This window comes from Massilia sp. LjRoot122, from assembly GCF_964252725.1.
GTDB lineage: Bacteria > Pseudomonadota > Gammaproteobacteria > Burkholderiales > Burkholderiaceae_D > Telluria.
This window is the reverse complement of the sequence record NZ_CAXUPB020000001.1, coordinates 2569292-2582730: the sequence shown is the minus strand read 5'-3', so window position 1 is coordinate 2582730 and position 13439 is coordinate 2569292. Positions and strand designations below refer to the sequence as shown.

The following is a 13439-nucleotide window of genomic DNA, read 5'->3' as shown; positions in this document are numbered from 1 at the left end:
GACGATCCAATGGGCCTTGAGAGTGAGTTGCACTGGACATGCGCCGCGCGAACGGATGTCGGCCTGGTGCGCAGCCGCAACGAGGATGCGTATCTCGCGCAGCCCGAGCGCGGCCTGTGGGCGGTGGCGGACGGCATGGGCGGCCATGCCTACGGCGATTTCGCCAGCGCCGCCGTCGTCGATGCGCTTGCCGGCCTGCCGCCTTGCGCCAGCATGGCCGGCTGGATCGAGGCCGCGCGCGAACGGCTGAACGGGGTGAACCTGGCGCTGCGGGCCGAAGCGCGCACGCGTTGCGTCCCGGTGATCGGCACCACGCTCGTCGCCTTGATTGCCTGCGGCGTCGAGGTCGCCTGCCTGTGGGCCGGCGACAGCCGGATCTACCTGTACCGCCAGGGCCGGCTGCAACAGCTCACGCGCGACCACAGCCAGCTCGAAGCGCTCAGGGCCAGCGGCGTCGACATGGCAAGCGCCGCGGCCAGCCCCAACATGATCACGCGCGCGGTCGGCGCGACCGACACCATCGCCTTCGACGTGGAGGAACTGGCGGCGCACGACGGCGACCTGTTTCTGCTGTGCAGCGACGGCCTCAGCACCCCGGTCGGCGAACAGGCGATCGCGGCGGCGCTCGCCTGCGGCGATTGCGGCCGGGCGGCAGACGAGCTCATCGCGCTGGCGCTGGCCAATGGCGGACGCGACAACATCACCGTGATCGTGGTGCGGGTCGACGACCTGGCGGGCGACAAGACGGTGCTCAACCCCACGCTGTGACGCGCCAGGGGCGCTCAGTGGTGCTTGCGGAAGTCCTTCGAATGCAGGCCGTGCTTCTTGAGCAGTATCTGCAGGTGCGAGCGGTTCATGTCCCAGCGCCGCGCCAGCTCGGCGACCGTGCCCCCGACTTCCTGCAGTCCGCGTTCCAGGCAGCTGCGCTCCGCCTCGTCGCTGGCAGTGCGCTTTGCCTCCGCCAATGAGAGCGCGGCGGATGGCGCTCCGGGCACTGCCGCCGCGCCCGGCCCGGGCGTGCCCGCGGTCGCCATGCCGCCGGGCGCGACGGGACGGATGTCCTCGGGCAGGTGCGCCAGGTCGGCCGTTTCGCCGGCCAGGCAGGCGATGCGGTACATCAGGTTGCGCAATTCGCGGATATTGCCCGGGTAGGCGTAGCGCAACAGGAATTCGCGCAGGCGCGGGCTCAATGCCACCGGCCGCCGCTTGAGCGCCTCCGCCGCTTCGTCGCCGTAATACGCGATCAGGAGCGGGATCTCGTCCTTGCGTTCGCGCAGCGGCGGCAGGGTCACGTGGATCACGCTGAGCCGGTAGAACAGGTCTTCGCGAAAAGTTCCCTGCTCGATGAGCCGGCGCAGGTTCTTGTTGGTGGCGGCGACGATGCGCGCATCGACGATGATGGTTTCGTCCGAGCCGACGCGCTGGATCTCGTGCGACTGCAGCACGCGCAGCAGCTTGACCTGCCCCGGCAAGGGCAACTCGCCGATCTCGTCGAGGAAGATGGTGCCCTTGTGCGCGCTTTCAAACTTGCCCTTGCGGTCGGTGGCCGCGCCGGTGAAGGCGCCGCGCTTGTGGCCGAAGAGTTCCGATTCGAGCAGGTTCTCGGGAATCGCGCCGCAGTTGACCGAGATATACGGCTTGTCGGCGCGCGAGCCGTTGGCGTGGATGACCTTGGCCATCAGTTCCTTGCCGGTGCCGCTCTCGCCGTCGACCAGCACCGGCAGGTCGGTGGGCGCCGCCTTCTCGGCGATCTCGAGCGCGTCGAGCAGCTTGGGATTGTCGCCGAAGGTGCCTTCGAACACGAAACTGCGCGCAAGCAAGGCCTGGCGGCGCTCGCCGGTCGAGGGTTCGGGCGCCGGCTCGGCGGCGGTGCGGCGCTCGGGCTCGGTGCCGATGGCCTGGACGAAGCGCTCCTTGTGCGACAGCTGCATGACTTCGTCCCGCAGCGTGTTCGCCTGGCGTAACAGCTTCTCGACATCAGGCCGCTCGATCCGGGTCGCCCAGCGCAGCGTCGAGCGCATGATCTCGATCTTTTCCAGCAGGGCCGCGTAGGACATCGCCGAACCGCGCGCGCCACCCGGGTTGTACAGTTTCATGTCGACCCCAGCTGCTTCTGCACCAGCTCGAAGTACATGCCGCGCCGCGCCAGCAGCTCTTCGTGCCGGCCCTGCTCGACGATCTTGCCTTCGTATAGCACGACGATCTTGTCGGCCCGCATGATGGTGCTGAGCCTGTGCGCGATGATGACCGCCGTGCGCCCCTTCAGGATGACTTCCATATTGGCCATGATATTGCTCTCGGACTGGGTGTCGAGCGCCGAGGTCGCTTCGTCGAAGACCAGCAGGCGCGGATCGTGGTAGATGGCGCGCGCGATGCACAGACGCTGCACCTGGCCGCCCGACAAGCCGACCCCGCGCTCGCCCACCACCTGCTCATAGCCCAGCGGCATCTTGCTGATGAAGGCATGGGCGTCCGCCATCTTGGCCACTTCCTCGATGCGGCGCCGGTCCGGGCTCTCGTCGCCGCTGGCGATGTTCTCGGCGATGGTGCCGGAAAACAGCAGGTTGCTCTGCATAACATAGCCTACCTGGGCCCGGTAGTAATCCTTGTCGATCGCGCCCATTTCGTAGCCGTCGACGATGATCTTGCCCTCGCTGGGCGGATAGAAGCCTACCAGCAGTTTCGCCAGCGTGGTCTTGCCCGAGCCGCTGCGCCCGACGATCGCCACCAGCTCGCCGGGCTTGATGTCGATGCTGATGTCTTCCAGCACCCAGGGCGTGTCCTCGCCGCCGTAGCGGAAATACATGCGTTCGAGCTTGAGCTCGCCCTGCAGGTCGGGCAGCACCACGCGCGAGGGCAAATCGGCGGGCTTCTGCTCGGGCTCGATGTCGAGCACGTCGCCCAGGCGTTCCATCGCGACGGTGGCGTCGGCCATCCGGCTCCACAGGCCGACCAGGCCCATCAGCGGTCCCAGCACGCTGCCCATCAGGGCATTGAAGGCCATCAGCTGACCGATGCTCAACTCGCGGTTCAGCACCAGGGTGGCGCCGGCCCACAGGATCACGATGGTGGTGGCCGAGTTGAGCACCTGGCTTGCCAGCCCGACCAAGATGTTGAAGGATTGCGAGCGGTATTGCATCTCCAGCGCCTTGACGTACTTCTTTTCCCATTTCAGGCGCACCGGGCGCTCGCTGCCCATCCCCTTGATGGTCTCGATGCCGCCCAGCGCTTCCATCAGGAAGGACTGGGCGTCGGTCGAGGCGGCGAACACTTCGCGCGCATAGTCCTTGATCTTCGGCGTGACCAGCACGGTGAGCACGATGATTGGGATCACGAAGCCGATCAGGAGCAGGGTCAGCTTGACGTTGTAGAGAAACAGGATGGTGAAATAGATGAACACCATCAGCAGGTTCAGCAGGGTCGTCACCGTGGACTCGGTGAGGAAGGCGCGGATGGTCTGGTTTTCGGCGAAGCGCGCGAGGATGTCGCCGGTCTTGCGCTTGGCGAAAAACGAGTACGGCAGCGACATCGTATGCTTGAAGAACTGCGCCATCATCGAGAAATCGAGGTTGCGCACCATGTAGTTGGACAGGTAGGCGCGCACCGTGGTCATGACCTGGCTGAACACGGTGGAAATGACCAGGCCCATGATCAGCAGGTGCAGCAGCCCGATATTGTTGTGCACCAGCACGCCATCGAGGATGTTCTGGATGATCATCGGCGGCACGATGCCAAGCATCTGGATGACGAAGGTGGCCAGGAACAGCTGCAGCAGGATCTTCCTGTAGGGCTGCAGGTAGCCGATGAAACGCAGCCAGGGCGAGCGCGCCGCTTCCTGCTGCACCAGCTGCTGGCCGGGCGTGAACACCAGGCAGGTGCCGCTCCAGCCGCGCTCGAACTCCTCGACGCTCAGCTTGCGGAAACCCACGGCCGGGTCGGCCATCCACACATGGCTGGGCGACACCCCGTACACCACCACGTAGTGGTAACCCTCCCAGTGCACAATGAAGGGCAGCTCGAAGCCGAGCAAGGCGTCATAGGTGCATTGCACCCCGCGCGCCCCGAAGCCGAGGGATTCGCCGGCGCGCGCCAGGCTGTCCAGGGTCGCCCCTTGGGTAGTGACGTTCGCCAGTTCTCGCAATTTCCCCAACGTCATGTTAATGCCGTAATGACGGCACAGCATCGCCAGGCAGGCCGCGCCGCAGTCCATCTCCTCGGCCTGCTCGACCCAGGCGAAGCGCTTGATGATCTTCTCGCCGGATTTCGGCGTTGACGCGAGGTCGAGGACCACCGGACGCTTGCGCCGTTCGCTCAGGCGTTTCTGGCGCTGCAGTTCGCGTTCGAAGAAGCGCACACGGTCTTCGATCACTTCGCGGAACCTGGCATTGCGTTCAAGGATGAAGTGGGCGGATTTTTCGGGGATCACGAGCAGGGTCGCGTCGTCCACCGCCGATACCGAGGCCGGCTGCTCCTGGCGCATCAGGCAAGCCTTCTCGCCGAAGATCTCGCCCGGCCCCAGGGTGGCCAGCACGAACTCGTCGTCGCCATCGTGGTAGACGACGCGCACCTGTCCCTGGCGGACCACGTACAGCCGGCGGTCGTCGCGCGCCTCCTGCCTGAGGATCTCCTTGCCGGCGCCGATGCGCTTGACGCCGACGCTGCGCACGAACTCGTCCAGTTCCGGCTTGCTGACCTTGCCGCGCAGATCGAACAGGCGCACGACGAAGCCGCCGGCCGAACTGATCGCCACGTAATTGTTGATGGATTCGAGCGCTACGGGGTTGCGCGCGACCACCGGTTCGATCGCGCCGCGCGGGATGAACCACAGTTCCGTCTTCAGTGCGGCGCGCGCCGACAGCTCGTGGCGGTGGTTGCGCAGCATGGCGACCTCGGCGAACACTTCGCCCGCCTTGCGCACGCCCAGGCTGACTTCCTTGCCGTGCTCCTCGCTGAACACCCGCACCGATCCGGACTTGACGACATACAGGCCGTCGGCCGCTTCGCCGGCGCTGCAGATGGTGTCGCCGAAGGCGTACGAACGCTTCTCGATGGCTCCGGCCAGCTGTTCCAGCTCTGCGGCCGTGAAGCCGGAGAGGATGTCGACCGACGCCAGGAAATCGGCGGAAGCGTGCTCTTGTTGCGCTGGTATGTCCATGTCGGTGCCTGCCAGGCGTGCCGGTCAGCTTGCGTTGCAATCAGGCTAAAGCGCAGAAGTTGCTGCCGCCTCAGTGCGCGGGACTGGCTTCGATGATGTGTTCCTGGGCCCGCGCCGCCAGCCATTCCTCGCGCAACAGGCGGCGCACCTCGACCGCAGTCTCGTCGTCGAGCGTGGCCGGATGCCTGGCATTGACCGCGTAGATTTCGAACAGGGTCTTGTCGGGCGATGGAAACGGCCCCAGCAGCTCACCGGCGGCGGCGTTGAAGACGCGCGCCTCGAGGTCGGGCTTGAGGGAACCGCGCAGCACCTTGCCGATCCGCCCGCCGTTCTCGCGCGCCTCGCCGACCGAATGTTCGCTCACCATCTCGGCGAAACTGTCGGGATCGTCGCTCAGGGCCGACATCATCTCCTTGGCCTTGCCTTCCGAATCGAGCACGATATGGCTGATCTCGACGCTGTCGAAGCGGGGGGAATGCAACTTGAAATACTGTTCGACCGCCTTGTCGCTGCAGACCTGGGCCATCATTTTCTCGTGGTACAGGCCGTCGGTGATGAATTCTTCGAACTCGTCCAGGCTGACCCCGAGCGAATCGAGATAATGGTTCATGTCGGCCGCCCGGTGCAATCCCTGGATGCGGCGGAACTGGTCGGCACGCTCCTGGATTTCTTCAGGCGCTACGGGAAGCCCCAGCTTTTGGGCGGCCAGCACGGTCAGCTTCTCGCGCACCAGTTGCTCGACAAGTCCCTCGAACTGCCCGGTGAGCTTCAATGTCCTGATGAAGTAGTCGGTGTCGATGACCTCATCGTCGATGCGCACAATCCCAGCCATGGCTTCTCCTCGGTTCATCCGATCCGCTGCGGTCGATCCCACTACCAGTATGTGTTGTAGCAGACGGAGCGGCAGAATGCAACGCCGCCTCTGTCCATACTTGGGACTCCCGGGCTGAGGATTTGTTCCACACACCTGCTTCTGCCACAATACGCTTCTGACCGTCCCAGCCCGCACACCATGTATTCCGAACCGAACCGCGCCTCGATCGCCACCCTCGTCAATGATTTCTATACCGATATCCGCCGCGACAGCGTACTGGGGCCGGTGTTCGAAGGCGCCATCGGCGCCGACTGGGCGCCGCATCTGGAACGCATGGTCGACTTCTGGTGTTCGGTGATGCTGTCCAGCAGCGAATTCAAAGGCAATGTCTTCGGCAAGCATATGCAGCTGCAAGGCATCGGGGTCGAGCACTTCCAGCGCTGGCTGGGCCTGTTCGAGACCCACGCGCGGCGCCTGTTCCAGCCCGAGGTCGCCGAGGAATTCCTGGTGGTGGCCAAACGGATCGCCGCCAGCCTGCAATATGGATATTTCGGGCGCGTCGAAGTGGGCTGACAAGTACGAACGGGCCCGCCGAAGCGGGCTTCCCGGCTACACGACCTTGACGCCGATATCGCCCTTGAAGATGGCCATGTTCAGCTGAAAATCGTCGATGACGCCGCCGGGCCTGCCGTCGACCAGGACCGCGATGGCCCGGCCGCCTTGAACCTGTTCCAAGTCCTCATGCGCCAATTCCTGCTTGGCGGCCAGGTCTTTGATGACTAAGGTGTTCATGATGCTGCTCCTTGTGCAAATGAAGGGATAGGGAATGAGCTTCTTGTCTGCGCTCGCTCTTTCACTTGCATGGAACGTGCCAGGTGCGGGACGCTGCTTGTGGATGCGCCGGCATGGATGCCTGTCGTCTCAGGTGTCGTATTGAAACCAACAGGACATGGGTTTAGTTGGGTGGCGACAAACTACACAAGGATCATTATCTCCGCAACTCCGACATGATCTGTTCGGCCATGAAGTCGCAGGGCGGACGCCGCGACTTGCTGCTGCGCGCAAGGATGACCTCGAGCGCATCGACTTCCGGCAAGCCCTGCGCCTGTCCCAGCGAGTTCAAATGGGCCGGCACCGCGCAGCGCGCCAGCGGCGCGATCGCCAGGCCCGCCTCGACCATGCTGAGCAGCCCCATCAAACTCGGGCTTTCGTACGAAGTCCGGTAGGGAATGCCGGCGCGTTCGAGGCTGCGGATCGCATTCTCGCGCGCCACGCTGCCGGGCAGGAAAACGGCGATCGGCAGCGGGCGCTCGCGCCAGATCTCGTGCGCGCCCGGCGAAGCGGCCCACACCATCGGCTCGAAGCGGACGAACTCGCCCGACAGGCCTTTTACGCGCGTCGCGCAGACCAGGTCGACCGAGCCATCCTTGACCAGGGGCGCCAGCGCCACGCTCGGCAGCCCGACCACCTGGATCTCCACCTTCGGATAGCTGGCGGAGAACTTCTTGAGGATCGGCGGCAGCAAGGAGGACGCGTAATCGTCGGGGACGCCCAGGACCACGCGGCCGGTCACGTCGGGCCGCACCACGGCGGCCCAGGCTTCATCGCGCAGCGCCAGCATGCGCCGCGCGTAGCTCAGCAGCACCTCGCCGTCCTGGGTCGGGGTCACGCTGCGCGAGCGGCGCACGAACAGGGGCTTGCCGAGCGCCGTCTCGAGGGTCTTGATCTGCATGCTCACCGCCGACTGCGAACGATGCACCACTTCGGCCGCGCGGCTGATGTTGCCGGTGTCGGCGACCGCCACGATCATGCCCAAAACGTCCAGGTCGAGTGTTTTCAAAGGTATCAGATAATTTGATAGATGCCTTCAATATTATGCGATTTTCTTAATTATCGCCATCGTGCATAGTATTGGAAAAGGAGGCCCATCATGAACGCAGCAACCGACCCACGCATCTTCGCAGCGCCCGAACTGTGCTTCGCCGGCATTCCGTCCGGCGCGCGCATTCCCTACGTCGCCACCGGTTCCGGCGAGCCGCTGCTGTTCGTGCACGGCTCGCTGTGCGACTACCGCTACTGGAACAGCCAGCTTGACGTCCTGTCCCGGCACTTCCACTGCGTGTCGGTCAGCCTCAGTCACTACTGGCCGGGCGATGCGGCGGGATACGGCAGGTTCAGCTGGGAGAGCCACGTCGCGGAGCTGGCCGCCTTCATCGCCGCCATGCAGCTCGGGCCGGTGCATCTGGTCGGGCACTCGCGTGGTGCCTGCGTCGCATTCCAGCTGGCGCAGGCCTACCCGGCGCTGGTGAAGACCCTGACCCTGGCCGATCCCGCCGGCCCCGCGCCTGTCGATGGCCTTCCTGCGCCAGCCTTGCCGCCGGCGACCGAGGCCCTGCGCGGCAAGGTGGCCGCGCTGATCGATGATGGGGCGATCGAGGCCGGCCTGGAAATGTTCGTCGACTCGGTCAGCATGCCCGGCATCTGGCGCAAGAGTCCGGTCAGTTTCCGCACGATGGCAACTGATAATGCGGCGACCCTGCCCAAGCAGTTCCGCGATCCCTTGCCGGCCTACACCCGCGCCACCGCCAGCGGCCTGGCATGCCGAACCCTGCTGATCGCGGGAGAAAAAAGCCCGCGCATGTACCGCGACAACGTGGAAAAGCTGGCGGGATGGATCCCGCACGTGGACAAGCGCGCGATCGCAGGCGCCTCGCACGGGATGAACGTCACGCACGCGGCGGCCTTCAACCGGCTGCTGCGCGGATTCATCGGTCGAGCTTCTGACTAGGCCCGGCCTCTGCCGGCACCACATGCTTCACCAGCAGCTGGTCGATCCGGTAGTGATCGACGTCCAGGACTTCGAACTTGACGCCCTGGTATTCGACGCTGTCGGTCCGCTTGGGCACCTTGCGCAGCATGTACATCATGAAGCCGGCCGCGGTCTCGTAGTTTTCTTCTTCCGGCAGGCTCTCGAGCCCGACGGTGCGCTTCACGTCGCCGACCGGCGTGCTGCCGTCGATCAGCCATGAGCCATCCTCGCGCTGCATGATCTGTTCGTCCTGGTCGAGCGGACTGCCCCAGCTGCCCATGACGGTCAACATGATGTCGCTCAGGGTGATCACGCCCATGACCAGGGCATACTCGTTGATCACCACCGCGAAGGTCTCCTTGGTGGCGCGGAACTTGTCGAGCAGCTCCGCCAGGGTCAAGGTATCCGGGATGATCAGGACGGTGCGGATGCTCGATTCGTTCAGCTGGAACAGCGACTGCTTGTTCAGGAGCCGCACCAGGATGTCGCGCGTATCCACGTAGCCGATCACCCGGTCGATGGTGCCGTCGCAGACCGGGAATTTCGAATGCGTGGCGATCTTCTGGCGGATGCTCTCCTCGGTCTCGCTCAGGGTGAAGTACACGACGTTGTCGCGATTGCTCATGGCCGATGCGACCGAGCGCGACTCCAGTTCGAACACGTTCTCGATGAAATGCTGTTCCTGCTTCTGCAGCACGCCGGCCTGGGCGCCGGCTTCCAACGCGGCGGAAATCTCGTCGAAGGTGATGGCGTCTTCGCGCGTCATGTCGATCTTGAAGATGCGGAAGATCAGGTTCGCGATGAGGTTGAGCGCCCACGAGAAGGGCTTGCATACCCGAATGAAGATCTGTACCGGGCCGATCACCGCGACGGCGATGCGCTCGGGTGCGATCATGGCCAGGCGCTTCGGCATCAGGTCGGCGAACAGGATGAACAGGCAGGTCACGAACACGAAGGACAGGACGAAGCCAATGTTCTCGAGCGCCGGACCGTCGTAGACGGTCGAGATCCAGGCGATGAAGAAGGGCCGCAGGGCGCCCTCGCCCAGGATGCCGCCGAGGATGGCGATCGCGTTCAGGCCGATCTGCGAAGCGGCGAAGAACTCCGCAGACTGCATCTGCAGCGCCATGACCTTCAGGGCGCGCTCGTCACCGGCTTCCGCCAGCAGCTTGAGCTTGATCTTGCGGGCGCCGGCGAAGGCGATCTCCGTGAGCGACAGGAAACCGGCGGCAAGCACCAGGCAGATCATCAAGACAATATGTTGAAACAAGCTCACGGGATACCTGAATGGGTTAGCGGCGAAACGCCACGGCCACCAGTATATGTTTTGCAATTATTTGTAGCAACACAGCAGGCAGCTCAGGATCGGCTGAACACGACTTCCTTCCTTTGCCGCATGCTTTCGAGCCCGGCTTCCATCAGTTCGACCACCTCGGTCGCGGCACGCGGAGAGACGGGCAGCGGCGCGCCGTGCAGGATCGCGTCGCGCATCCGGGCGTAGTATTCCGCGTACGCGCCGGGACAGGTCGCATGGGGGCGCTCGACCGTTCCGGCCGCGCTGTCCAGCGTGAGCAGCCCGTCCTGGGGATCGGCTGCCCATCCGGGCGCAAGCACATCTCCCGTCTTCAGCACGGCCTCCTGCCGGTCCAGGCCTTCCTTGACGTAGCTGCCCTGGGTGCCGTGCACCGTGAAGCGTGGCGCCGGCCGCGCCGTGAGCGCACTCGCGTGCAGCACCGCGCGCATGCGGCCGTAGCGGAACACCGCGTGGAACCAGTCGTCGGCCTGCGCACCGTCGCGCTGGCTTTCCACGTCGAGCCAGACCGATTCGGGACGGCCGAACAGCTCCAGCATCTGGTCGACCAGGTGCGGGCCGAGGTCATACCAAAGCCCTGCCCCGGCCTGGCTCGACTCCCGCCACCGGTCCTGCACCGCCGGCCGGTAGCGGTCGAAATGCGATTCGAAGTGCGTGATCCGGCCGAGGGCGCCGTCGCCAAGCAGCTGCTTGACGGTGATGAAATCGCCATCCCAGCGGCGGTTGTGGAACACCGACAGGAGCAGGGAGCGGCGCTCTGCCAGCTCGAGCAGCTGGCGCGCTTCGGCCGTGTCCAGCACGAAGGGCTTGTCCAGCACCACGTGCCGGCCGCATTCGAGCGCTTCCCGGGCCAGCGGAAAATGGGTCTGGTTGGGCGTGGCGATCACCACCAGCTCGATATCCGCCTCCTGGAACATGGCGGAAGGGCTCGCGGCCACCCGCGCTTCCGGCACGGCCTGGCGCACCTTGTCAGGCGCACTGCTCGCGACCGCGGCAAGGCGCAGGCCGGGCGTCGCCCGGATCAGGGGCGCGTGGAAGGTGGCCGACGCGTAGCCGAATCCGACCAGGCCGACATTGATCGTTCGTTCCGACATTGGACGCTCCTCTCAGCGTACGCCGGCCACCGCCAGCGCCGTCATGTTGACGATGCGCCGCACCGTCGCGCTCGGGCTGAGGATGTGCACCGGCTTGGCGGCACCCAGCAGGATCGGGCCGACGGTGACGCCCTTCCCGGCCGTGACCTTCAGCACGTTGAACAGGATGTTGGCGGCATCGAGCGAAGGCATCACCAGCAGGTTGGCGCTGCCAGTGAAGCCGCCGGCCCCCTCGCCGGCCGGCTGATAGAGGCGCCGGATGTCCTCGGACAGCGCGGCGTCGCCGTGCACCTCGCCGATCAGGGCCAGTTCCGGCGCCGATTGTGCCAGCAGGTCGCGCGCCTCGCGCATCTTGCGCGCCGACGGCCGCTCGGACGACCCGAAGATCGAGTGCGACAGCAGCGCGGCGCGTGGTTCCAGTCCGAAGTGGCGCAGCTCGGTCGCGGCCAGGCGCGTGATGGCGGCCAGCTCTTCGGCCGAGGGATTGTCGTTGACGTAGGTGTCGGTGATGAACAGGGTCATCTTGTCCAGCACCAGGGCATTCATCGCCGCCAGCACCCCGGCGCCCGGCGCGCTGCCGATCACGTCGCGCACGTGCACCAGGTGGCTGTCGTAGCTGCCCTGCATGCCGCAGATCAGGGCGTCGACCGCGCCGGACTGCAGCAGGCGGGTACCCTGCAGGGTGCTGTCGCCACTGCCGTCCGGTTCGGCCAGCTCATAGTCGACGCCGCGCGTCAGGCGCAGGCCGGACTGCTTCACGGCCTGCTCGACCGCCGCCGCGCTGCCGAGCAGCACCGGCTTGGCCAGGCCCTCGTCGACCACGGTCTGCACCGCCCGCAAGACGCGCTGGTCGCTGCCTTCGGCATAGGCGACGCGGCGCTGATTGGCCTTGGCCTTGGCGAAGACGGGCTTCATGAAGAAACCGGTGTGGTAGATCATTTCACCGAGCCGCTCGCGGTAGGCATCCATGTCGGCGATCGGGCGCGCGGCCACGCCGGAGGCCGCGGCGGCGGCGGCGACGGCCGGCGCGATGGCGGCCATCAGGCGCGGGTCGAAGGGTTTGGGGATGATGTACTCGGGACCGAACGTGAGGTCCTGGCCAGCATAGGCTTCAGCCACGGTGTCGTTGGCCTCGGCTTCGGCCAGGCGCGCGATCGCACCCACGCAGGCCAGCTTCATCTCCTCGGTGATGCGGGTCGCGCCGCAATCGAGGGCGCCGCGGAAGATGTAGGGGAAGCACAGCACGTTGTTCACCTGGTTCGGATAGTCCGAACGGCCGGTGGCGATGATGCAGTCCGGCCGCGCGGCTTTCGCGACTTCCGGGCGGATTTCCGGCTCCGGGTTGGCCAGGGCCAGGATCACCGGGCGCGCGGCCATGGTCTTGACCATCTCGGCACTCAGCACGCCGGCGGTCGAGCAGCCGAGGAAGACGTCGGCGTCCTGCACGATGTCCGCCAGGCTGCGCGCATCGGTGGCTTGGGCGTAGCGCGCCTTGTTGGCTTCCATGTTGACCTCGCGGCCCTGCCAGATCACGCCCTTCGAGTCGGCCACGAAGACGTTCTCCTGGCGCACGCCCAGGCTCACCATCATGTCGAGGCAGGCGATCGCCGCCGCGCCGGCGCCGGAAGCGGCCAGCTTGACGCTGCCGATGTCCTTGCCGACCACCTTCAGGGCGTTCAGCAGGGCCGCACTGGAAATGATCGCGGTGCCGTGCTGGTCGTCATGGAAGACCGGGATGTTCATGCGCTCGCGCAGCTTCTTCTCGATGTAGAAGCATTCGGGCGCCTTGATGTCTTCGAGGTTGATGCCGCCGACGGTGGGCTCGAGCATGGCGATGGCGTCGACCAGCTTGTCCGGATCGTTTTCCGCCAGCTCCAGGTCGAACACGTCGACGCCGGCGAATTTCTTGAACAGGCAGCCCTTGCCTTCCATGACCGGCTTCGAGGCCAGCGGACCGATATTGCCCAGGCCGAGCACCGCGGTGCCGTTGCTGATCACGGCCACCAGGTTGCCGCGCGAAGTGTACTCGGCCGCCTTGCCGGGGTCGGCGGCGATTTCTTCGCAGGCATAGGCAACGCCCGGCGAGTAGGCCAGCGACAGGTCGCGCTGGTTGGACAAGGGCTTGGTCGCGACCACCTCGATCTTGCCGCGCACCGGGCTGCGGTGGTATTCGAGCGCATCCGCGCGCAATTGGCTGTCGTCGGTGTCGCTGTTCCTGGTCTCAGTGCTCATGTTGCTCCCTTATATAGTAGTGA

Annotated in this window: 11 protein-coding genes; 3 read left to right on the top strand and 8 right to left on the bottom strand. The window is 65.5% G+C overall.

The window, feature by feature from the left end; all coding sequences use genetic code 11:
• Positions 1–9 precede the first annotated feature (9 nt).
• Positions 10–768, top strand: a complete 759-nt coding sequence (locus ACSQ25_RS11265; RefSeq protein WP_436105776.1) for a PP2C family protein-serine/threonine phosphatase — start codon at positions 10–12, stop codon at positions 766–768.
• Positions 769–782: 14 nt separating this feature from the next.
• On the opposite strand, the gene ACSQ25_RS11260 is transcribed toward ACSQ25_RS11265, so the two are convergent.
• The 3 genes from ACSQ25_RS11260 to ACSQ25_RS11250 form a co-directional block, all read right to left on the bottom strand.
• Positions 783–2096: a sigma-54 interaction domain-containing protein gene (locus ACSQ25_RS11260; RefSeq protein ID WP_436105775.1), complete on the bottom strand. Its 1314-nt coding sequence runs from the start codon at positions 2094–2096 to the stop codon at positions 783–785.
• Positions 2093–5155 (bottom strand): peptidase domain-containing ABC transporter, encoded by a 3063-nt coding sequence (locus ACSQ25_RS11255; protein WP_436105774.1) that lies wholly within the window; start codon positions 5153–5155, stop codon positions 2093–2095. Before ACSQ25_RS11255 ends, ACSQ25_RS11260 begins: the two co-directional genes overlap by 4 nt.
• A 70-nt stretch (positions 5156–5225) precedes the next feature.
• Positions 5226–5987: a peptidylprolyl isomerase gene (locus ACSQ25_RS11250; RefSeq protein ID WP_436105773.1), complete on the bottom strand. Its 762-nt coding sequence runs from the start codon at positions 5985–5987 to the stop codon at positions 5226–5228.
• 180 nt (positions 5988–6167) lie between these two features.
• Here ACSQ25_RS11250 and ACSQ25_RS11245 point away from each other — a divergent pair, with 180 nt between their 5' ends.
• A complete protein-coding gene (locus ACSQ25_RS11245) occupies positions 6168–6542 on the top strand; it encodes a group III truncated hemoglobin (RefSeq protein WP_436105772.1) in 375 nt (124 codons plus the stop codon).
• Positions 6543–6578: 36 nt separating this feature from the next.
• Here ACSQ25_RS11245 and ACSQ25_RS11240 read toward each other — a convergent pair whose 3' ends face one another.
• Both ACSQ25_RS11240 and ACSQ25_RS11235 read right to left on the bottom strand, forming a co-directional pair.
• On the bottom strand, positions 6579–6761 hold the full coding sequence (locus tag ACSQ25_RS11240; protein WP_436105771.1) for a hypothetical protein: 183 nt from the start codon (positions 6759–6761) through the stop codon (positions 6579–6581).
• Positions 6762–6957: 196 nt separating this feature from the next.
• Complete coding sequence (locus ACSQ25_RS11235) at positions 6958–7809, bottom strand: LysR substrate-binding domain-containing protein (RefSeq protein WP_436105770.1); 852 nt, start codon at positions 7807–7809, stop codon at positions 6958–6960.
• Positions 7810–7899: 90 nt separating this feature from the next.
• Between ACSQ25_RS11235 and ACSQ25_RS11230 the strand changes: the two genes are divergently transcribed.
• Complete coding sequence (locus ACSQ25_RS11230) at positions 7900–8757, top strand: alpha/beta fold hydrolase (RefSeq protein WP_436105769.1); 858 nt, start codon at positions 7900–7902, stop codon at positions 8755–8757.
• On the opposite strand, the gene ACSQ25_RS11225 is transcribed toward ACSQ25_RS11230, so the two are convergent.
• The 3 genes from ACSQ25_RS11225 to ACSQ25_RS11215 all read right to left on the bottom strand — a co-directional run bounded on the left by ACSQ25_RS11225 (position 8735) and on the right by ACSQ25_RS11215 (position 13416).
• Entirely contained in the window at positions 8735–10027 is a 1293-nt protein-coding gene (locus ACSQ25_RS11225) for a hemolysin family protein (RefSeq protein ID WP_436108056.1), read from the bottom strand. The genes ACSQ25_RS11230 and ACSQ25_RS11225 overlap by 23 nt on opposite strands.
• A 110-nt stretch (positions 10028–10137) precedes the next feature.
• The gene (locus tag ACSQ25_RS11220; RefSeq protein WP_436105768.1) at positions 10138–11184 is read right to left on the bottom strand and encodes an oxidoreductase; all 1047 of its coding nucleotides are present in this window, start codon (positions 11182–11184) and stop codon (positions 10138–10140) included.
• Positions 11185–11196: 12 nt separating this feature from the next.
• The gene (locus tag ACSQ25_RS11215; RefSeq protein WP_436105767.1) at positions 11197–13416 is read right to left on the bottom strand and encodes an NADP-dependent malic enzyme; all 2220 of its coding nucleotides are present in this window, start codon (positions 13414–13416) and stop codon (positions 11197–11199) included.
• Between the last annotated feature and the right edge of the window lie 23 nt (positions 13417–13439).

Coding starts and splice junctions, on each gene's coding strand:
- ACSQ25_RS11265 (WP_436105776.1), top strand. CDS start 10: ATGGGCCTTGAGAGTGAGTTGCACTGGACATGCGCCGCGCGAACGGAT.
- ACSQ25_RS11260 (WP_436105775.1), bottom strand. CDS start 2,096: ATGAAACTGTACAACCCGGGTGGCGCGCGCGGTTCGGCGATGTCCTAC.
- ACSQ25_RS11255 (WP_436105774.1), bottom strand. CDS start 5,155: ATGGACATACCAGCGCAACAAGAGCACGCTTCCGCCGATTTCCTGGCG.
- ACSQ25_RS11250 (WP_436105773.1), bottom strand. CDS start 5,987: ATGGCTGGGATTGTGCGCATCGACGATGAGGTCATCGACACCGACTAC.
- ACSQ25_RS11245 (WP_436105772.1), top strand. CDS start 6,168: ATGTATTCCGAACCGAACCGCGCCTCGATCGCCACCCTCGTCAATGAT.
- ACSQ25_RS11240 (WP_436105771.1), bottom strand. CDS start 6,761: ATGAACACCTTAGTCATCAAAGACCTGGCCGCCAAGCAGGAATTGGCG.
- ACSQ25_RS11230 (WP_436105769.1), top strand. CDS start 7,900: ATGAACGCAGCAACCGACCCACGCATCTTCGCAGCGCCCGAACTGTGC.
- ACSQ25_RS11225 (WP_436108056.1), bottom strand. CDS start 10,027: ATGATCTGCCTGGTGCTTGCCGCCGGTTTCCTGTCGCTCACGGAGATC.
- ACSQ25_RS11220 (WP_436105768.1), bottom strand. CDS start 11,184: ATGTCGGAACGAACGATCAATGTCGGCCTGGTCGGATTCGGCTACGCG.
- ACSQ25_RS11215 (WP_436105767.1), bottom strand. CDS start 13,416: ATGAGCACTGAGACCAGGAACAGCGACACCGACGACAGCCAATTGCGC.